Source organism: Paenibacillus sp. SJS-P3 (genome assembly GCF_056711585.1).
This window is the reverse complement of record NZ_CM160043.1, coordinates 3742655-3763451: the sequence shown is the minus strand read 5'-3', so window position 1 is coordinate 3763451 and position 20797 is coordinate 3742655. Positions and strand designations below refer to the sequence as shown.

Annotated in this window: 18 protein-coding genes; 8 read left to right on the top strand and 10 right to left on the bottom strand. The window is 59.7% G+C overall.

Going from position 1 to position 20797, the window contains the following annotated elements; translation table 11 throughout:
• Positions 1-10: 10 nt before the first annotated feature.
• Both AC06G8_RS17315 and AC06G8_RS17310 read left to right on the top strand, forming a co-directional pair.
• On the top strand, positions 11-1363 hold the full coding sequence (locus AC06G8_RS17315; RefSeq protein ID WP_447663884.1) for a TrkH family potassium uptake protein: 1353 nt from the start codon (positions 11-13) through the stop codon (positions 1361-1363).
• Between the two features lie 21 nt (positions 1364-1384).
• The gene (locus AC06G8_RS17310) at positions 1385-2062 is read left to right on the top strand and encodes a potassium channel family protein (RefSeq protein WP_447663883.1); all 678 of its coding nucleotides are present in this window, start codon (positions 1385-1387) and stop codon (positions 2060-2062) included.
• Between the two features lie 91 nt (positions 2063-2153).
• On the opposite strand, the gene AC06G8_RS17305 is transcribed toward AC06G8_RS17310, so the two are convergent.
• Positions 2154-3128, bottom strand: coding sequence for a LysR family transcriptional regulator (locus AC06G8_RS17305; protein WP_447663882.1), 975 nt, complete (start codon positions 3126-3128; stop codon positions 2154-2156).
• Between the two features lie 339 nt (positions 3129-3467).
• Here AC06G8_RS17305 and AC06G8_RS17300 point away from each other — a divergent pair, with 339 nt between their 5' ends.
• The 3 genes from AC06G8_RS17300 to sdhB are packed head-to-tail and all read left to right on the top strand — an operon-like array spanning position 3468 to position 6699.
• A complete protein-coding gene (locus AC06G8_RS17300; RefSeq protein WP_076353793.1) occupies positions 3468-4133 on the top strand; it encodes a succinate dehydrogenase cytochrome b558 subunit in 666 nt (221 codons plus the stop codon).
• Between the two features lie 28 nt (positions 4134-4161).
• Positions 4162-5910 carry a succinate dehydrogenase flavoprotein subunit gene (sdhA, locus tag AC06G8_RS17295; protein WP_447663881.1) on the top strand — a complete coding sequence of 583 codons (1749 nt, stop codon included), beginning with the start codon at positions 4162-4164 and terminating at the stop codon, positions 5908-5910.
• 18 nt (positions 5911-5928) lie between these two features.
• A complete protein-coding gene (gene sdhB, locus AC06G8_RS17290; RefSeq protein WP_447663880.1) occupies positions 5929-6699 on the top strand; it encodes a succinate dehydrogenase iron-sulfur subunit in 771 nt (256 codons plus the stop codon).
• A gap of 138 nt (positions 6700-6837) precedes the next feature.
• On the opposite strand, the gene AC06G8_RS17285 is transcribed toward sdhB, so the two are convergent.
• The 3 genes from AC06G8_RS17285 to AC06G8_RS17275 form a co-directional block, all read right to left on the bottom strand.
• Positions 6838-7332, bottom strand: a complete 495-nt coding sequence (locus AC06G8_RS17285; RefSeq protein WP_447663879.1) for a glutathione peroxidase — start codon at positions 7330-7332, stop codon at positions 6838-6840.
• A gap of 170 nt (positions 7333-7502) precedes the next feature.
• Positions 7503-8414 (bottom strand): J domain-containing protein, encoded by a 912-nt coding sequence (locus AC06G8_RS17280; protein WP_447663878.1) that lies wholly within the window; start codon positions 8412-8414, stop codon positions 7503-7505.
• A gap of 151 nt (positions 8415-8565) precedes the next feature.
• A complete protein-coding gene (locus tag AC06G8_RS17275; RefSeq protein WP_048744678.1) occupies positions 8566-8874 on the bottom strand; it encodes a winged helix-turn-helix transcriptional regulator in 309 nt (102 codons plus the stop codon).
• 172 nt (positions 8875-9046) lie between these two features.
• Here AC06G8_RS17275 and AC06G8_RS17270 point away from each other — a divergent pair, with 172 nt between their 5' ends.
• On the top strand, positions 9047-9445 hold the full coding sequence (locus AC06G8_RS17270) for a DoxX family protein (RefSeq protein ID WP_447663877.1): 399 nt from the start codon (positions 9047-9049) through the stop codon (positions 9443-9445).
• Positions 9446-9667: 222 nt separating this feature from the next.
• Positions 9668-10489, top strand: coding sequence for a DUF695 domain-containing protein (locus AC06G8_RS17265; RefSeq protein ID WP_447663876.1), 822 nt, complete (start codon positions 9668-9670; stop codon positions 10487-10489).
• Positions 10490-10523: 34 nt separating this feature from the next.
• On the opposite strand, the gene AC06G8_RS17260 is transcribed toward AC06G8_RS17265, so the two are convergent.
• From AC06G8_RS17260 to AC06G8_RS17245, 4 genes are all read right to left on the bottom strand, one after another.
• Positions 10524-11420, bottom strand: coding sequence for an EamA family transporter (locus AC06G8_RS17260; RefSeq protein ID WP_447663875.1), 897 nt, complete (start codon positions 11418-11420; stop codon positions 10524-10526).
• Positions 11421-11702: 282 nt separating this feature from the next.
• Complete coding sequence (locus tag AC06G8_RS17255; protein ID WP_447663874.1) at positions 11703-12281, bottom strand: permease; 579 nt, start codon at positions 12279-12281, stop codon at positions 11703-11705.
• Positions 12282-12623: 342 nt separating this feature from the next.
• A complete protein-coding gene (locus AC06G8_RS17250) occupies positions 12624-13433 on the bottom strand; it encodes a histidinol-phosphatase (RefSeq protein ID WP_447663873.1) in 810 nt (269 codons plus the stop codon).
• Positions 13434-13494: 61 nt separating this feature from the next.
• Positions 13495-14397 (bottom strand): LysR family transcriptional regulator, encoded by a 903-nt coding sequence (locus AC06G8_RS17245; RefSeq protein ID WP_447663987.1) that lies wholly within the window; start codon positions 14395-14397, stop codon positions 13495-13497.
• 203 nt (positions 14398-14600) lie between these two features.
• Here AC06G8_RS17245 and AC06G8_RS17240 point away from each other — a divergent pair, with 203 nt between their 5' ends.
• Positions 14601-15926 (top strand): MFS transporter, encoded by a 1326-nt coding sequence (locus AC06G8_RS17240; RefSeq protein WP_447663872.1) that lies wholly within the window; start codon positions 14601-14603, stop codon positions 15924-15926.
• A gap of 132 nt (positions 15927-16058) precedes the next feature.
• Here AC06G8_RS17240 and corA read toward each other — a convergent pair whose 3' ends face one another.
• A complete protein-coding gene (gene corA / locus AC06G8_RS17235) occupies positions 16059-16994 on the bottom strand; it encodes a magnesium/cobalt transporter CorA (protein ID WP_447663871.1) in 936 nt (311 codons plus the stop codon).
• Positions 16995-17557: 563 nt separating this feature from the next.
• Positions 17558-20743: an S-layer homology domain-containing protein gene (locus AC06G8_RS17230; protein WP_480283392.1), complete on the bottom strand. Its 3186-nt coding sequence runs from the start codon at positions 20741-20743 to the stop codon at positions 17558-17560.
• Positions 20744-20797: the final 54 nt, after the last annotated feature.

Below are 20797 nucleotides of genomic sequence, written 5' to 3'. Positions count from 1 at the left end.
AGTCGCCGGCATGCAATCATGGTCTTCAGTATTCAAGCAAGCTTTCAAATTGTCGCCGCCGCGCATTCTCGTCGCCGGATTCGCCGTCATGATCGGCATCGGCTCGCTGCTGCTGATGCAGCCGTTCGCAACGGCCGGCGGAGAGGGCACGAGGTGGATCGACGCCCTGTTCACCGCTACTTCGGCGGCTTGCGTCACAGGCCTCGTCGTCGTGGATACCGGCACCCACTATTCGATTGCAGGCCAGATCATCATTCTTCTGCTTATTCAGATCGGAGGGCTCGGCTTCATGACGATGGCGACGCTGTTCGCCCTCGTGCTGCGCAAGCGCATCTCGCTCAAGGACCGGCTGCTGCTGCAGGAAGCGATGAACCAGAGCTCCATAGAGGGAATCGTCCGGCTTATCCGCAAAGTTCTGCTGTATTCCCTCGTCATCGAAGCGGCGGGAGCGCTGCTGTACGCGGTCCGCTTCGCATCGGACATGCCGATCGGCCGCGCCGTTTACTTCGGCATCTTCCACGGCGTATCCATGTTCAACAACTCCGGCTTCGACATCTTCGGCGATTATCGGAGCCTCACCGGCTATGTGTCGGATCCGCTCGTCAATATCGTGACGATGGTGCTGATCGTTACAGGAGGCCTCGGCTTCATCGTGTTGTCCGATCTGATGGAATGGAGGAACAACCGCAGGTTCTCCCTCCATTCCAAAGTGGTCTTGCTGGCCACGGGCAGCCTGATCGTCATCGGAGCGGTCGTCATCTTCATCTTCGAATATTCCAACGCCAAAACGATGGAGCCGCTCGGCTTCGGAGGCAAGGTGCTCGCAGCCTTCTTCCAATCCGTCACGACGCGCACGGCGGGAGCCAACTCGCTCGATATCGGCGCGATGCGCCAGGCGAGCTTGTTCTTCATGATCATCCTCATGTTCATCGGGGCATCGCCGGGCTCGACGGGCGGCGGCATCAAGACGACGACGTTCATGACGCTCGTCGCCGCGATGGGCGCTATGATCCGCGGCAGGGAGGACATCGTCCTCTTCCGCTACCGGCTGGGCAAGGAGCGCATCATGAAGGCTTTGACGATCACGATGCTGTCGCTTGCGCTCGTGCTCGTCGTGACGATGGTGCTCTGCACCGTCGAGGACCGCGATTTCCTGCGGATCCTGTTCGAGACGGTATCGGCATTCGGCACCGTCGGGCTCAGCACGGGAATCACGACCAGCCTGAAGGATGTCAGCAAGCTGCTGCTCAGCCTGACGATGTTCGCCGGCCGGCTCGGTCCGCTGACGATGGCATACGCGCTGAGACCGAAGCAAGGCAAGGAATTATATAAAAATCCAGAAGGCAAGATTATCATCGGATAGGAAAGGAAATAAAGAGACACAATGGGAAAGAGTTCAAAAGGAGAGCAATACTGCGTCATCGGGCTGGGCCGATTCGGCTCCAGCCTGGGCAAGGAGCTCATGCAGCTCGGCTATGAGGTGCTCGGCATCGACCGCAGCGAGGAGCTGGTGGACGATATGAGCGCCGTGCTCACCCATACGCTATGCGCCGACGCGACGGACGAGGATGCGCTGCGCGCGATCGGCATCCGCAACTTCGACTGCTGCATCGTGGCCATCGGGGGAGACATCCAGTCGAGCATTATGGCGGCGATACTGGTCAAGGATTCCGGAGTCGGCAAGGTCGTCGTGAAGGCGGTATCGGAGCTGCACGGCCGGGTGCTGGACAAGCTTGGCGTCGACAGGGTCATCTATCCGGAGCGGGATATGGGAATCAGGGTCGCCCATCAGCTCGTATCGCCCAATCTGCTCGACTATATCGAGCTGTCGTCCGAATACGCCGTCGCGGAGCTGGCTGTTCCGGGCTGCCTCAACGGCAAGGCGCTGTCCGAGATCGACACACGCAAGCGCTACGGCTGCAGCATCGTAGCGATCAACAAGCCCAAGGGCATCATCATCGCTCCCCAGGCGAATTCCATTCTGGAAGAAAAGGATGTCATGGTCGTCATCGGAACGAACGAGGGCATCGAGCAGTTTGAAAACGCGGTGAGCCGCAGCTGACGACCGCCGTGGAGGGAAATAAGCGGCCTGCCGGGCAGGAGCGGTCCGCTCCAGGCCAGGCATACGCATAGAAAGAAAGGCAGGAGGCGCGTCAGTCGACGCGGACTCCTGCCTGTTTGGTTTCAGCGGCCCTCTGCTGCATGGCCTTCAAACTTGCCACCGGCGAAGCCGAGCGGCGGAAGTAGTTCGCGGCCGCTTCGCGGATCCAGTCTCTGACCGCAGGCTCCAGCCGGGCCGGGTCGCCATGGATGAGCGAGGTGGTCCGCTTGGCCTGCTCCAGCTCCAGCACCGGGACGACCATAAGGTCGTTGTCCGCCAGCATCTGCTGCCGGATATAGGAGCGCGGCAGCAGCGTCGCCGCTCCGCAAGTATGGAGCAGCCGCAGGATGGCTTCGAACGAATCGATTTCCATTTTGACATCGGGATGCAGCCTGTGGGTGTCGAACAGCTCGTCGGTCAGGTTGCGGTACCAGGTTCCTTTGGAGAAGAGGATCATCGGCAGCCCGCTGAGCGTCCGGATCGCCAGCTTGCCGTTCTCGGTCAGCAGATGGCAGCGGGGAAGCACCAGCTCCAGATGGTCGTCGAACAGCGGGACGCAGTGCAGCTGCGGGTCGTCGATGACGGATGCCACCAGGCCGAGATCGATTTTTTTGTCCCGGACGAGCGATACGATCTCGTGGGTCTTGCCGGTGACGGCCTTGATGTCGATCTCGGGATGGCTGGCGGTCAGCGCCTGGATGAGATCCGGCAGCGTCGTCTGCAGCGTCGTCAGGCTGGCCCCGATCGTCAGGCTGGAGCGATGAGTTTGCTTGAACTCGCTCAAGGTGCTCATGTATTTGCGATGCAGCTGACGGGCCTGGAGCGCGTAGTCGTAGGTCAGCTCGCCGATGCGCGTCAGCTCCAGCCTGCGTCCGACGCGGCGGAACAGCTGCGCGCCGAGCTCCTGCTCGAGCTTGGCGATCTTCCGCGACAGCGCCGGCTGGGACAGGTTGAGCAGCGCCGAGGCTTTGTTCATGCTGGACTGCTCGACCACGGCGGCGAATACGTTGAGATCTTCGTTGAGCATTTCCTGCAGCCTCCCGATCCTTTAGAAGAGAATGAATGAGCAAGGCAGCAAATCTTATCTTGCGCATGCCGGCAGCTTCCCTGAGGAGAGCTGCAGCTTCATGGCTTGAGCTCTTATGCATATAGGTTATAACATTGTATAAGGAATAAACAATATCTTTATAAGGAAAAAAAGAGTACGATGGAAACTGTGGCTAAACTGTGACCGGAAAAAGCAGGGGAAAGCTGTCGGGTTTTGTTGACGCTCCCATGCACGGGCTGTAAAATGGATAAGGTTTGCAACAAAATTCGACCGATGATGACTAGAAATCAAACGGCTGGAAAGGAGAACGCTTTATTTATGAATGGTAACTCGTACTTAACGCGCAAGATTCACTCGCTGCTCGGGGTGATTCCGCTCGGCCTGTTCCTCGTTGAGCATGCCATCACCAACTACTCGGCGTTTGAAGACGGGCCTGAGGGCTTTAACGACAGCGTCGGGTTCCTGAACGGACTGCCCCTTGTTCTCTTCCTGGAGATCTTCGGCATCTTCCTGCCGCTCCTCTTCCATGGAGTATACGGCTTGTATGTCGCCTACCAATCGAACTGGAACAACTCCCGCTTCAAGTACGGACGCAACTGGGCGTTCACGGCGCAGCGCGTCACCGGCGTGATCACGTTCATCTTCGTCATCTGGCATGTGTTCGAGACCCGCTTCCAGGTCGCCCTGGGCAACCTGACGCATGAGGAGCTCGGCGCCCGGATGCACGAGATCTTCACGAATCCGGTCTACATCGTGCTGTATGCGATCGGTGTCCTTTCCGCTGTCTTCCACTTCGCGAACGGCATGTGGTCGTTCCTCGTCAGCTGGGGCATCACGGTCGGCCCGCGCGCGCAGCGCGTCTCCGCCTATATCTGGATGGGCGTGTTCGTGATTGTATCGGCTCTGTTCCTGCTTTCCATCGTGGCCTTCACGGGCAGCGACTTCGCCGAATCGGCATCCGCCGTACGTACCTGGATCGGTTAATACGACAGACAAGGAGGACCTCATAATCATGGCTAAAAACAACATTATCGTCGTCGGCGGCGGACTCGCCGGCCTGATGGCTACAATCAAGGCGGCCGAGGCAGGCGTGCACGTCAACCTGTTCTCGCTCGTGCCGGTCAAGCGCTCCCACTCCGTGTGCGCGCAGGGCGGCATCAACGGCGCCGTCAATACAAAGGGCGAAGGGGACTCCCCTTGGGAGCACTTCGACGACACCGTCTACGGAGGCGACTTCCTCGCCAACCAGCCGCCTGTCAAGGCGATGTGCGAGGCGGCGCCCGGCATCATCCACCTGATGGACCGGATGGGCGTCATGTTCAGCCGCACGCCGGAAGGCCTGCTGGACTTCCGCCGCTTCGGCGGCACGCAGTACCATCGCACGGCGTTCGCCGGCGCGACGACGGGCCAGCAGCTGCTGTATGCGCTGGACGAGCAAGTACGCCGCTGGGAGGCCGCCGGCCTCGTCAGCAAGCATGAGCATTTCGAGTTCATGGGAGCGGTCGTGGACGAAGACGGCGTCTGCCGCGGCATCACCGGCCAGGACCTGCGCACGATGGAGGTCCACTCCTTCCGCGCCGACGCGGTCATCCTGGCGACAGGCGGCCCCGGCATCATTTTCGGCAAGACGACCAACTCGGTCATCAATACGGGCACGGCGGCCAGCGCCGTGTACCAGCAAGGCGTCCACTACGCCAACGGCGAGATGATCCAGATCCATCCGACGGCCATTCCGGGCGATGACAAAAACCGCCTCATGTCCGAATCGGCTCGCGGCGAAGGCGGCCGCATCTGGACGTACAAGGACGGCAAGCCTTGGTACTTCCTCGAGGAGAAATACCCGGCTTACGGCAACCTCGTGCCGCGCGACATCGCGACCCGCGAGATCTTCTCCGTATGCGTCGACCAGAAGCTCGGCATCAATGGCGAGAACATGGTCTACCTCGATCTCTCCCATAAGGATCCAAAGGAGCTTGACGTCAAGCTCGGCGGCATCATCGAGATCTACGAGAAGTTCGTCGGCGACGATCCGCGCAAGCTGCCGATGAAGATCTTCCCGGCGGTCCACTATTCGATGGGCGGCATGTGGGTCGACTACAATCAGATGACCAACATTCCGGGCCTGTTCGCCTGCGGCGAATGCGAGTACCAGTACCATGGAGCGAACCGTCTCGGCGCGAACTCCCTGCTGTCCGCCATTTTCGGCGGCATGGTGACGGGACCCAAGGCTGTGGAATATATCAAGGGACTTAAAAAGTCCGCGGAAGACGTTTCTTCCAGCATCTTCGACCGCGAAGTGAATCTGCGCACGGACAAGTACGAGTCCATCCTGAAGATGGACGGCACGGAGAACGCCTACGTGCTGGCCAAGGAGCTCGGCGAGTGGATGACGAACAACATGACCGTCGTCCGCTACAACGACCGTCTGGAGCAGACGATCCAGAAGATCAAGGAGCTCAAGCAGCGCTACACCAACATCAACATCAACGATACGGCCCGCTGGAACAACGCCGGAGTCGCCTTCACCCGCCAGCTGTGGAACATGCTGGAGCTGTCCGAGGCGATGACCAAGGGCGCGCTGCTCCGCGACGAAAGCCGCGGCGCGCACTACAAGCCGGAGTTCCCGGAACGGGACGACGAGAAGTTCCTGAAGACGACGATCGCGAAATTCACGCCGGAAGGCCCGGAGATTTCGTACGAGGAAGTCGACACTTCGCTCATTACGCCGCGCAAGCGCGACTACTCGAGCAGCAAGCACTAAGGAGGAGGGAGAACGACAATGGCAACCGAAACAGCTACCAAGACCGGTAAAATGGTCAAGTTCATTATTACCCGTCAGGATTCGCCGGATGCGGCTCCTTATACCGAAGAGTTTGAGGTTCCGTACCGCCCGAACATGAACGTCATCAGCGCCCTGATGGAAATCCAGCGCAACCCGGTCAAAGCCGACGGCGCGTCCACGACTCCGGTATGCTGGGAGTCGAACTGTCTCGAGGAAGTATGCGGAGCCTGCTCCATGGTCATCAACGGCAAGCCGCGCCAGGCATGCAGCTCCCTGGTCGACAAGCTGGAGCAGCCGGTACGCGTCGCTCCGATGAGCACGTTCCCGGTCGTGCGCGACCTCGTCATCAACCGCGAGCGCATGTTCAACGCCCTCAAGCGCGTCAAGGCATGGATTCCGATCGACGGAACCTACGATCTCGGACCGGGACCACGGATGGCCGAGACGAAGCGCCAATGGGCCTACGAGCTGTCCAAGTGCATGACTTGCGGCGTCTGCCTCGAGGCTTGCCCGAACGTCAACGACCGCTCCAGCTTCATCGGACCGGCGGCGATTTCCCAGGTTCGCCTGTTCAACGCCCATCCTACGGGCGAGATGAACAAAGCCGAGCGCCTGGAGACGCTGATGGACGACGGCGGCATCGAAGGCTGCGGCAACTCGCAGAACTGCGTGCGCTCCTGTCCGAAGGGCATTCCGCTCACGACGTCGATCGCCGCGATCAACCGCGACACGACGGTGCAGCTGTTCAAAAACTTCCTGGGCGTGTAATCGGCCCCGCAATACGAAGACCCCGTACCGGCTCGGTACGGGGTCTTTTTTGTTCATTTCAGTCTGGTTTAGAGCTTTCCGGTCTGGTTAGAGCCGCTCACTTCCTTCCGGCTCATGCAACGTCCTCGTTAGAGGCGCTTATACGGGAGCCGGCGCTCCGAGAAGCTTGGCGACATGGCTCTCGATCTTCTCGGGCTTGTCGGTCGGCGCGAAGCGCTTCACGATGCGGCCTTCCTGGTCGACCAGGAACTTGGTGAAATTCCACTTGATCGCCTTGGTGCCGAGGAAGCCTCTGGCGTTCTCGGTCAGATAACGGAAGAGAGGATGAGCGCCGCTGCCGTTGACGTCGACTTTGGCGAACAGCGGAAACGTGACGCCGAAGTTGATCTTGCATGCTTCCTGGATCTGGTCGTTGTCTCCTGGTTCCTGGTTGGCGAACTGTCCGCATGGAAAGCCGAGAACGGCCAGCCCTTTGTCCCCGTATGTCTGATGAAGCTTCTCCAGTCCGTCGAATTGAGGCGCCAGGCCGCACTTGGTCGCGGTATTGACGATCAGCATCACCTGGCCTCGGTGCCGCTCCAAGGTTTCTTTGGCGCCGCGCGCCGTTTCGACTTCAATATCATAAATAGACATCGGTTTCGCCTCCAACTTCATCGCTCTAATTAAATTGTATACAATTTAAATGACGCTGTCAACATTGCCAGCCTCAATGGCTCCAGGGATGAAACAAGCGGCCTTTTCCTGAAAAGGAAGGGCCGCTTGGCTGGTCCCGCAATCGGACTTGCAGGTGTTGGAAGATAGTGTCAAGGAGCGGAAGTATCCGACAAGGCGGCCCGGATGAACTGCAGGGAATTGTCCAGCTTGGCCGTGTCGCTGCGGATGGCGGCAATGAAGCGGCCGCCCTCCAGGCCCATGCTTTTGACGAGAGGGCTGTCCGTGACATCGACGCCGTAGACATGCTCTTCGTTCGGAGTATCCTGAGCAGCCGCGCTCAAAGCATGGTCGTCGTTGTATTCAGAGCCAAGCGCGTCCTTATGGGTCTCAAGAGGGAGAAGGGCGTTCTGGGAAGCCAGCTTGTCGAAGCTTGCGCGGTCCAGCAAGTAGACGTCGTCCTTGTTCGTGATGAGATCGAGAACGCTCTTCTGGACCATGGCCATGTCCTGTCCGGACTTGGGATCGGCCGGTACGTAAGTGAGATGGACGATCACTCGTTTCCAATCGGGGAACCGGCTCACGAGCTGCTGCTCGGCTGTCTTCACGTCGCTTCCGGCCGGCGAGCCGAATTCGCCGAAGTAGGAGAGAGCCAGGGCGGCGGGAGGAAGCTTGGCCAGCTCGGCCTGCTCCTCCTTATGGTTCAGGTAAGCATTGATGCCGTACACGACGGCGGCGATCAGCACGATCGCGCCCAGCAAGTGAAACTTATAATAGCTGAAGAAGTGGTCCACCTTTTGCGCGGATCCCGCCATTCCCTTGTATTTCCCATACGCCTTCTTGTTGTACTCTTCCCGCGCCATCGCTTCCTCATGCTCCAGGATCGTCCGGTACGCCGCATTGATCGTCTCGAGGCTCGGAGATCCCGCCTGTTCGCCGTCCCCGCCGCGGGCTTGCTGGCTGCGAGCCCTGCGCAGCAGCAAGGAGTATTTCTTCTCGACTTCTTCCTTGGAAGCGTTGTCGGGCAGCCCCAAGTCCCGGTATGCCTGCTTGATCGTATCCATGCCTCACCCTCACTGTCCGCTATTGATGTCCATACTAGTATAAGCCCCCGCAGGTACGGATTTCCACCATCCAGCCGAACTTGAGGAGATCGGGACGGAGCCGGAAACAGCAAAAAAGCCGCCCGGTCGGGCGGCCAGATGGCACGGAACGCTACATCCAATGCTCTCCCCAGTCCTGAATGGACTCGATGACAGGCTGCAGATGATGTCCTTTGTCGGTCAGCTCATATTCAATCCGTACAGGCATCTCCGGATAAACCTTGCGGTTCACGATCTGAGCCTGTTCGAGTTCCTTCATCCGATCGGTAAGCATCTTGTCGCTCATCTCCGGAATTTGTTCCTTGATTTCCTTAAACCGCTTGGGCCCGCCGAGCAGCACCCGGATGATAAGGCCCGTCCACTTTTTCCCAAGCAGCTCGATGGCGGCTTCGTACTTGGGACACATGGTGGAGTAGTCCATTCTTATCACTCCTTCTTGTGCTACCATTGTACCATATAAACTAAGGAAATGTAAGCGACTGTCCCTGAATTGATTAATTTTATATATTAACTTGACTAAGGTTAGTTAATGATTTATGATAAGTGCATTCAAGCAACGGACGAATACATTCTATGAAGAGGCGGGGTTCATTATGTTCGATACGGGGATTCTTATCTTAAGGGTTGTTGCAGGGCTGCTGTTCGCGGCGCATGGCACGCAGAAGCTGTTCGGCTGGTTCGGAGGCTACGGAATCAAGGGAACGGCAGGCTGGCTGGAGTCGCTCGGCGCCAAGCCCGGCGTGCTGATGGCGGTGCTCGCGGGGCTCTCGGAGCTGCTGGGAGGGCTGCTGCTGGCGCTTGGATTGTGGGTGTGGATCGCCGCGGCGCTGATCATCATCCCGATGCTTGTCGCGATCGCTAAAGTTCACGGGGCGAACGGCATCTGGTCAACGGCCAACGGCTACGAGTACAATCTGATTCTCATCGCGATTGCGCTGGCTGTCGCGTTCACTGGCGCAGGAGCCTATTCCATCGACGCTGTCTTGAGCTGATCCTCATCCGCATGGCCTCTTCTTGCCCGGCAGCCGGTTCGGCTGGCCGCTGGCAGGAAGAGGCTTTTTTGTCCTGAAATGCCGGATGAAACCCGCAACTTTTCCAGCTCTGCTGCGTCTTTGGACTAGAACGGATAAAAAAACGATTTGCCGGACCGAAGCAGTCCGGTATAATAGACAGACATTTGGCGGGGAGGACTCGTCAGAAAGCGAGGTGCGGCGATGGCAGACGACTGGGGCTTCTTCGAACGCCATTCCGAGGACAAGGAATTGATGAGGATCCTTGTCAATTGCGCCTGGAGACAGGATGCGCACCCGCCGGGCTTGAACCAGCTGTTGTCGATTACAATCAACCTCTACTCCATCCGCAGCCGGCATAAGAACAAGGAAAGCATGATATCCGAGCTGGAGAGGATGGAGCATGAGCTGGAAGAGGCCGTGCAAGCGGGAGGCAATTCCGTCTATATCGGACGCATCAATACGCCGAGAAGGCTTGAATATTATTATTATATGGAGAGCGGGGCGTCGCTGGAGCCGCTGCAAAAGATATTGTCGTCAAGAAGCGGCAGCAGGCTGATGCATTACGTCAAGCCGGATTCCGAATGGGAGTTTTACCGATATTTGCTGCCGGACACGCTTGAAGAGCTGTTCATCCATAATGCTCAAATGGTGTACGCGCTGCTGAACCGGGGAGATGATATCCGGAGGCCGCGCAATGTGTATCATTGGCTGCTCTTCCGCGATCATGACGGACGCAAGCTGATGCGCATGAAGCTGGAAACGATGGGGTACCGGATCGAGGAAGGCAAGAGCGGGGAGCCGGAGCCCGAATACCCGTACCCTCTCGTCATCAGCCGCTTCGAGGACGTCAGGCTGGAAACCGTCAACGGCCGGGTCGACGAGCTGTACCGAATGATCGGGGCGGGCGGCGGCAAATACGACGGCTGGGGATCGGTCATGAAGCTTACCGCATCTTACCGCATCAAGGCTTGGTGGAAAAAGTGGCTCGGCTCGTTCTCGGCCGCATGCCGCCCCAAAAGCTGATGATGCGGACGGGCAGCATTTGTTGCCGTCTGCTTTAAAGCTTGATCAATACGAGGCCTGCCAGAAGGCAGGCAAAAGCGAGCCATTGCAGCCTTGTCAGGCGTTCCCGGTACAGCAGGATCGAGCCGGCCGCCACGACAAGGCTGTTTGTCGCGAAGATGGGAGCGGCTATGCCGGCCTTGCCGGTCTCGAGCGCCCAGGCATAGAGCTGGAGCCCGCCATAGGAGAACAACCCCGCGAGCAGGCCTAGACGGAGGCCGATGCTCCAGCCATCGGCGGATGATTGCCGGACTGCGCTGCCGCTCTTCCGGCCGGAGCGCTCCTTAAGGACGGCTGCCGCAAACCAGAGCAGCGAAAGGAAGTAGCCGGTCAAGAGAACGGAGGAGGAGGGCAAGCCGAGCTCGCTCGTCACCTTCAAGCCTCCGTTGCGGAAGGTGAACAGAACGACGGCTGTCCCCGTGTACAGGAACCAGCGCCGGTCCCCGATCGAGAGCGGCTCCGACCGGCGCAGGGCGATCAGGACAGCGGCTGCCAGCAGCAGGCCGATTCCGGCCGCCTCCCATCCTCCAAGCGGCTCGCCGTATATCCATACCGACATCGCCACGACAAGGACGATGTTGAGGTTCGTAATCGGCGAGGTGAGACTGGCGGGGCCGTAGCGCAGCGCCTGCATGAACACGACGTTGCCCCAGGCGGAGCCTGCTCCGACAACCGCTCCTGCGAGCCAGGCTTTCCAGCCAAGCGCGGCCGTCCAGCTTCCGTCCGCCAGGCATTGGAAGAGAAAGCCGGCCGTTCCTGTCACGTATAATCCCAATAGGAGGGAGGTGTTGTTCCCTCCGCGCATTTGGGATACTTTCATCCACCAGCCGGCGAAGCCGAACACGGCCGCGCTGCCGATCGAGATCAGAAGCCATATAGCAGAGTCTGTCATGAGGGTCGGTGCTCCTTTGTTGCCTGTATTGGAGGGGTAGAAGCAATCTGTTACACAAATGAAATATTCCTGTCACGCCTTTATTACAATGAGGGGTTAAGATAGTGACATGACCCCCTTTTAATAAATATACTTGGGACCTTCCTTCCGGAAGGTCCACTTTTTTTGCCCTTATATAGAGATGATGGGGTGAACGGCATGAAAAAGCAACTACAGTCTATCATGCGGAGCCTCATGCTTCATCCGGGGTTTTGGGACTAGGCCGTCCTTAGTCTGCTCCTGTCAGCCCCAGCCGAGAGTATCCGTCGCAAGGGACAGCAGGAGCAGAGCGCACATGGCCGCTCCGGTCCATAGATTGCGGCTTCGATTCACCGATGCGGCGCCGGTGTCGGGCAGGGATCGGACATATAGGATGGCCCCGACTGTCACCAGTGCAAGCTCGGCGGCCATACTAATGGACGTCCATTGCCACAGTCCGAGCCCGAGGAGAGGCAGCCCTCCAGCATTGCCGGGCAGAATCGGCAGGTCTGCGCGGTGCATGGCGAGGTCAAGCGCCCAGTGGCTCAAGACGACGGCGCCGATCGTCCATCCTCCCTTTCGTCCCCATTTTCGGGAAGCGAGCCATCCGACAGCCATAGCGATGATCAAGGTCCCGACCAGCGAGTGCGTGTAATCCGCATGAATGATGCTGCCGCCGTAACCCTCGGCGCCTGGGACAGGCTCCATCGTTTCCTTGCCCGTCAGGAGGAAGGGAACGAAGATCACGTCGAGCAGCTGCGTGCCCAGCATGAGCGTCCAAAGCGGAACCTGAGGATTTTTGGCTTTGACGGCTGCGGCTAATCCGAAATGTCCAGCGAACATCGAACCTCACCCCTTTCCTTGCCTGGAAGAACGTCTGGCCCGGGCGTCCGCCCAGCCCATTCCAACCGTGAACAGAAGCATGAAAACGATAAAGCTCATCGTCGAACCTCTCCTTGTCGCCGAAAACTAATGGATTTAGTTTTACTATAACTAATCGCATTAGTTTTTGCAATCCTTTCCAGAGATAGATTTTGCAAAGCTTGTCCGCATCACAAAAAAAGAGCCCATAGGGCTCAGAGACGGATAAATCGAAGCTTGCATCCTTACGTTAGAGGCTCTTGAATGCGGATCCGTTGAAAGCTCTTCGAACGCCTGAGCGGCTGGCGGCTCAACAACGTCTGCTCAAAGAGGCACTGCGACCGGCTGCTTCTGCCGATAGAAGAACCATTCACGGAAACCGATCGATTTCAGCAGGGCGCGGACTTCCTCGAAGTCGTCCCCGACCCGCGCGGGCACATGGGAATCCGAGCCGAAGCTGCATGTGACGCCGAAGTGATGAGCTCTTTCCAGAATTTCGTTGGAAGGGTACCAGCCGCCGACCGTTTTCGTTTTGCCGGAGGTGTTGATCTCGATCGACGCCCCGCTTCCGGCGATAGCCTGCAGAGCCAAGTCGATGCTCTCGGAAGCCGGGATGTCGGAGAAGGCGGGATAATATCCCTTCATCGCGTCGATATGGCCGAGCACCTGGAACATGCCGCTGACGGCCGATTGCCTGATCAGCTCATAATACTCGCGCTTCTGCTCGGCCTGCGCCGATTGTGACAATCCCTTCCAGCGGGTTTTGTTGAAGATGCTTCTGCCTGACGTGAAATGGACCGAGCCGATGATATAGTCGAACGGATAGGCTTCGTAAGCCTTGCGGTATGTATCGGCATGCTCCGGAAAGAAATCCGACTCCATGCCCAGCAGCACTTCGATCTTGCCTTCGTATTTGGCCTTCAGGGCCAGCACTTCCTCGACGTAGCCCGCCAGAGAGCTGCGGGCCATCGCAATGCCCGGCTCCGGATGGTCTTCTTCCCTGCCGAAGTAGGGGGAATGGTCGGAGATGCCGATCGCGCCGATTCCGGCGTCGATTGCGGCGCGGATATAGTCCTCGATGCTTCCTGCGGCATGGCCGCAGCGGCTGTGGTGGGTGTGCAGGTCGAATTTCATCGGATCGGTTCCTCCTCAAGTTCATATCGGGTTCAAAGCAATCCTTTGTACGGAAGGCTCGCTACTCGCTGCTGATGAACTGCGCTTCGGGCATGCCCTTGAGATCGCTCAGGAACTGCTGCATGGCGGAGTTCAAATATCTTCCCGACTTGTAGACGACGCCGATCGGATGGGTGACCTCCAGCTCCGTCACCCGGATCATTCGCAGCGTGCCTGAACGGAGCTCGTTGGCGATGGACAGGTTGGAGACGATAGCAGCTCCCAGGTTGATCTCGACCATCCGCTTGACTTCCTCGCTGCTGGACAGCTCCATCACGATATTGGGGATGATGCCGTTCTTGGAGAAGATGCGGTCGACGAAGCGCCTGCCGAGCGTATCGGGAGACAGCATGATCAGCGGGATATCCTTCAATTTGTCGATGGAGGCATGCTTGAGCTCGGCCAGCGGATGCGCAGGGGATACGACAAGCTCGAAAGTATCATAGTACAGAGCCGATGTCTGCAGATTCGGATTCTTTTCGGACAGATAGGTGATCCCTAGATCCACGCTGCCTTTCTCGACGCTGGCCATGACCTGGGAGGACGGCATCGAATGGATCGTCGTCTTGATCAGCGGGAACTGGTTCTGGAAGTAGGACAGCACCCGGGGCAGAATCTGGATGGCGATGGAGCTCGTCGTCCCGAGCACGATATGGCCCTGCGGAATATGGTTCAGGTCGGACAGCTTCTGCTTCAGCTCTTCGACGATGGACAGGATGCGCATGGCATGGTCAAGGAACACCTGTCCCCGATCCGTCAGCGTCACAGGCTGGTTCCGGTCTACCAGCACCGTCTTGAATTCCTCCTCCAGGCTCTTGATCTGGGCCGATACGGCCGGCTGAGTCAGGTTGAGCTGCTCCCCGGCTTTGCGGAAGCTCATCGTTTTGGAGATGGTGAGCAGCGTTTCGAGCTGGCTGATATTCAGAAGAGGTTTCCCTCCTTTTGATAAGAGTTTTTTATCATTTCTTCTTAGTATATAGAAGAGAGCAAGGCGGGTAAAGCTTCCGGATATTTACAATAAGTTGAAAGACAGCGCTTCCTCCTGCAGCAGGAAAAGGTATCCGGACGGCGAAGCTGTTGCATACGGCCGCCTGCACGGAGCCGAAGCAGAGGAGGATTGCATTCCTTATGGACAAAAAGGCTGTCAGGGGCTGGATCATGTACGATTGGGCCAACTCCGCATTCGCTACGACGATGATTGCGGCAGTCATGCCGGTATATTACGACCAGGTCGCGGGAAAAGGCCTTGAAGGCTCGCTGGCCTCCGTCTACTGGGCCAACACCCAGAGCATCGCCATGCTGTTCGTCGCGCTGCTGTCGCCGCTCGCGGGAGCTGCGGCCGACCTGCTCGGCTCCAAGCTGCGGTTCCTGATCGCCTTCACCCTGCTCGGAGCCGTTCCGAGCTCGCTGATGGCCTTTGCCGGGGAAGGGGACTGGTTCCTCGCTTCCTGCCTGCTTATTCTCGGCATCATCGGCTTCACGACCGGCGGCACCTTCTATGACGCTCTCCTGCGCGACGGCATCCCGGAGAATGACCGCCACAAGGTAAGCGCTCAAGGCTACGCGATGGGCTATGCGGGCGGAGGGCTGCTGCTCGCCGTCAATATCCTCATGATCCAGAAGCCAGAGTGGTTCGGATTCGCCGATTCGACGGCCGCCACCAAAGCCTCGTTCGTAACGGTCGGCATCTGGTGGCTGCTGTTCTCGCTGCCGCTGTTCCTGAACTGGAAGGAGCCGCGCCCGGGTCGTGCGTCCGGTCCGGCGCTGAGGAGGGTAGGGCAGACGGCCTGGCAATCCATGCGGCGCCTGGTCGGAACGCTGCGCTCGCTGAAGAGGTACCCCGAGCTGCTCAAATACATGATCGCCTTCTGGTTTTTCAACGACGGCATCAGCACGGTCATCGTCATGGCGACGATCTACGGCTCCAGCATCGGCATCGAATCGAGCGATCTCATCCTGGCGCTGCTGATTACCCAGTTCACGGGCCTGCCGGCGACGCTGCTGTTCGGACGGCTGGTGTCCCGATTCGGCGCCAAGCGGATGCTGATGTACTCGCTGGCTGTGTATCTGGTCATCGTCGTGCTCGGCTACTTCATGACGAACCAGCTGCATTTCTACATCCTGGCGTTCATGGTCGGCCTTGTCCAGGGCGGCAGCCAGTCGGCCGCGCGCTCGCTGTATGCAGGACTTCTTCCAGCAGGCAGATCCGGCGAATGGTTCGGATTCCTCGCCCTTTCCAGCAAGTTCACCTCCATGCTCGGCCCGCTCGTCTTTTCCATTGTCGGTACGCTGACAGGCTCGACCCGGACGGCGATATTGTCGGTTGCCGCTTTCTTCCTGATCGGAATGGTCCTGCTGTCGCTGGTCGACTTCGTCAAGGGAGCGCTGCAAGCAGACCAAACGGAGCTTCCGGACGCCTCGGCAGGCGGCAGCGGCTTCGGAGCCGGAGCCTAGCTCCGCGCGGAAGCGGCCGTCCGGCGCTCTTCCCTCATCATTCCCGAAAACAGCAAACCCCTTGCATTTGGCTGTGCTTCGCAGCCGCTCATGCAAGGGGTTTGCTTCGTCTTCGGGGACCGGCCGCTCTCATCACAGCCAATCTTTCTTGCGGAACAGGAACAGCATGCCGCCGCCCAGCATAAGCATGAAGCCCATGATGAGGTAGAAGCCGTAATAGAAATGCTCTCCCGGCAGATGGGCGAAGTTCATGCCGTAGATGCCGGTGATGAAGGTCAGAGGCATGAAAATCGTCGTCAGCGCCGTGAACACGCGCATGATCTCGTTGGCGCGGCTGGACAGGCTGGACTGGTAAGCCTCGCGCAAGTTCGCCATGAGGTCGCGGTACGTATCGAACGTCTCGGTGATCTTGACCGCATTCTCGTAGATGTCGCTGAAGTACTTCTGCAGTTGGTCGTCGATCAGGCGCAGATCCTTTTTGTTCAGCGTGGCGATGACGTCGCGCTGAGGGCCGAGCACCTTCTTGAGCCAGAGAATCTCGCTGCGCAGGCCGATGATCTCGCCTAGATGCGACTTTTTCGTATGCATGAGGATGTCTTCCTCGAGACTTTCGATGCGCGCCTCGATCCTGTCGCCGACGAGGAAGTAATTGTCCACGACAAGGTCGACGAGATGGTACAGGAAGCGGTCCGGACGGTTGACGTCCTGCTCCCATAGAATCGGCTTCAGAGAACGCAGCTCGTTGATCTTCTGCTTCGTGACGGTGATGATGTAATGCCGGCCGAGAAACATGTTGAGCGCCCGGAGGAAGATCTCCTCGTCATCGAACCTGATGCTGTTGATGACGATAAAATAATGGCCTTCGTACAGCTCGATCTTCGGGCGCTGCTCCTCCTCGCTCAGACAGTCCTCGACGGCCAGGTCGTGGAGGCCGAACAGCGGCTGGAGGACGGCAAGGTCCTCGACGTCCGCGTCGATCCAGTAGAAGCCCTCAATGGGGGGGGCAAGCGTTGCTTGCAAATCTTCGACGGGGACGAACACCCCGTTGTTGACCATGCGGATTTTCATGGCTTATTCTCCTCTCGCGGAAGAACGAGCAGGAGCCGGATGCCGCAGCCGTTGGCGGCGGGCGGAGAAGAGCCTGCAGCGCAGGGAGATCAACGTCCACGCAAGGCGGGGTCCGACTTGTCGTCTTCTTGGTGTTGGGTTTGCTGATTGTTGCTAGAGGCTGGCTTAGGCCCTTCGCCTTCCATGGCGTTTCACTCCTTGTTCCCCTCGGGGCAGTATGAAAGTCTTGTCTAGTATACTCTTTAGGACAGGATGGACTCAAGGGAATTTAGACGGGGAGATGTCGCCTGCCGCCGCCCTCTCCGCCGGCTTGTTCGTACAGTGTATGCGGAAGGCGGGAAGGGGGTTCCCGGGCGCACGCCGCCAAACAAGGATACCGGAAAATAAAGCGGACGCAACCTCTAGAGCAGCGGTGCATGCCGATATCAAGGCAGGCCGAGAACATAACGGCGAGCGGAACGTTTGGATAGGATTGCAATGTCCCGCGCAGCGGAAAAAACCGGAACCCCGCCAAGCGGCGGAATTCCGGTTGTGTGCATGCTGTCGCGCCGGCGGAAGTCGGTTCAGCCGCCGAGAAGCCGCAGCAGCAGAACGGCCGCTTGGGCGCGCGTGGCAGGCTGTGCCGGGGCGAGGATGCCCTCCGGCATCCCGGCCAGCATGCCGGCTTGAAGCAGGCCCGCGATGGAGGCCCGGGCATACGGGGCTGTCTTGCCGCCGTCTTTGTAAGCGCCAAGAAGCGAAGGGATCTCCGTGGCGTCCGGCTCCTGGAGCTTGCCGAGCAGCTGCAGAGCCCGCATCGCCATGACGGCGAGCTCCTGGCGGGTCAGCGGCCTGGACGGCTCGAATGATCCGCCGCCGGTTCCCGAGATCAGGCCTGCTTCCGCAGCGGCCGAGACGGCTTGGCTGTACCAGGAGCCCGGGGGAACGTCCTTGAACGGCGCAATGCCCGCCGAGACTGCTTCGGGAAGCTTCAGCGCGCGGTACAGAAGGACGGTGAATTCCGCGCGAGTCACGGCAAGGTTCGGCTCGAATGCGCCGGCAAGGGAGCCGCGGACGATATCCAGCGCGGCGAGCTTGCTGATGTCATCGGCAGCCCAAGGCGCATCCGAAAGATCGGTAAACGGCCGGCCGCTGCCGGCCGATCCGCCCGGTGGAGAAGCGGAAGGCGCGGGAGCCGATGACGGCGTTGGAGCCGCCGATGGGGCAGGCGAAGCGCTCGGTGTCGGCGTCCAAGCCGGCCCTGGAGCCGGCGTCGCAGAAGGCTCCGTAGTCGGAGCCGGATCGGCGCTCGGCGAAGGGGCGGTACTTGGAGCCGGATCGGCGCTCGGCGAAGGGGCGGTACTTGGAGCCGGATCAGCGCTCGGCGAAGGGGCGGTACTCGGAGCCGGATCGGCGCTCGGCGAAGGCTGTGTGCCCGGATTCGGCTCCTCGGCCTGCCGTTCCCCGACTACGATGCCGAGGCCGTTGGTTCCGACGTAAACGCGGCCGAACACACGCGGGTCCCCCGTTATCGTCCGGTTGGCGGCGCCGAACTGATGGGTATCGTCATTGATCCGCGTCCAGCGGCCGCCTCCGTCATCGGAGCGGTAGATGCCCCACTTCCCATCGACCTTCGCATAGCTGTACACAGCCATGCAGGGCTGTCCGGGAGCGGCTTTGCCGAAGCCGATCGAAGCCGACTCCTCAACGCCTTGAACCAGCCGGAAGCTGGCTCCGGAATCCGTGGAGCGGTACAGGCCGAAGGCATCCTCGGGATTTTTATTGTCCGATGCCGCGGCAAGCCAGATATCGCCTTCAACACCCGGAACGGCTTTGAATTTGCTGGTGATCCGCTTCGGAAGCCCAGTCGCCGCTTCCTGATGGAAGGTCGCTCCGCCATCGGTGCTCGTGTAGAAGAAGCCTTCGCTGAAGCCGTAGAACTTGTCCGGATTCACGCGGTCGGAGCTGACGGCAGCGCCGGCTGGAATGCCGGCGGACGGCTGCCATGTCTGTCCGTCATCGGCGGACCGGCTTACGGGCTGGCCTTCCGGACTCCAGAGGATGGAGCTGCCGTCGGCGGAAGCGGCCACATAACCGCCCCCGACGGAAAGGCCGCTTCCCCATGGATTCATGCCGGGCTTCCAGGTGATCCCGTTGTCCCGGGACACCCCGATGCCGGCATCCGAACCGGAGACATTGCCGACCCGCACGATGAAGTCGGGGTCAAGCTCGGCATAGTCCAAATCCGTGCTTGTTCCGATATAAGGATTCGTGATCATCTCGGGAGCTTGGGTCAGATCGGCATGGCGGAAGCCTCCGATATCGCCCATCGCGCTGAGCAGCGGAGCTCCTGCCGGCGGGCTGATGAGCCCGAGCACGGATGTCTCCTCGATGCCCCCCGCCTGGACGGACAGATGCACGGGCCCGTAGACGCTGCCTCCCGCTGTAAGCGGCTGGTCGAGCGCGGTCACGTCGGATGCGCCGTACAGCGTCGCTCCCGTTCCGTACAGAATCGAGCCGGAGTCGAACGGATCGATCTCGAGGCTGCCGATCATCCAGCCCAGCTTGGGCGATGTTTCGGGCAAAGGCTTGTCCTTCACTCCCCAATCCAGCCAAGGGGAAAGGGAGTAGTCCAGCTCGTAGCTGTTGTTCCGCTCCGGGTAATTCCCGAACGTCCAGAACGGCTTCCATGTCCGGCCTCCGTCGAGGCTGCGGTAGATCTGCTCGTCGGGCCACCATTTGTTCATCGTCGCGACCATGACGGTGCCGGGATGGCGGGCGTCGACGGCGAGGCCGCCGTACGGGCTGGAGGTGCTTCCGGAGCCTTCCGGACTGATGTCGCTCCATTCGCCGGAATCCGTATCGAGAACCCAGACCGAGCCTTCGCCGCCGTTATAAGGTCCGATAACCTTGGCGTAGGTCACGTAGAGGCGGCCGTCGGACGAGAGGACGCCGTGATGCGGCAGGAAGCCCTGGTCGGGCTGGCCCGGTACGGCTTCCCATGTCGCTCCGGCATCCCGGCTGCGATAGACGCCGGCATCCCGGTCTGCCGTTCCTGCATAGATGACCGGGGTCGCGCTCCCCTTCGTTCCGGACGAAGGGTCGAAGGTCACCCAGACGACTCCGATGGGATCCTTCATATAGTCGTCGGAAGCCGAGCCGACGGCGGTGAAGGCTGCGACCCGGCTCCAGGTAACCCCGGCATCGGCGCTTCTCCACAGGCCGTTGCCGCTGCGCGCGCCGAGATAGAGGATGTCTCCGTCGTTCGGATCGACGGCCAGCCGCTCGCCCATGGAGCGGCCGGGCATATTGCCTCCGAGCTTGAAGGGAAGCTCCGTCCGCTGCCAGCTGTCTCCCCGGTCGGAGGAACGGTAGATGTAGCCGTTCATGTCGGTCCAGTCATTGGTATAAGTGCCTAGCGCGGCATAGACCCGGTTCGGATCGGACGGATCGGGCGCGATGCTCTCTACGCCGAGCAGATTCCATTCCTCCATGCCGACGCCCTCGAGCAGCTGCTTCCAGACGCCGCCTGTGGAGGCATCCCGCCGGTATGCGCCGCCCATGTCCGTCCGGACGTAGGCAAGTCCCTGTTCGGCCTTGCTGTAGACGATGCCGGGAATGAATCCTCCGCCGACGACGGCTGCCCGCCCCCAGCTGTAAGCTTCGCTTGAGGCTTGTGGGGCCGCATTCCCGGCCGCGGCAGCGGCGGGCGATTGGGCAGGCAGCGATAGAGCGGCTGCGAGCAAGGTGATGCAGATGGATTTGAACACGATAGACCTCCTTTGGCCGATTCAAAATGTAAGCACTTACATTTTAAGGCGTGC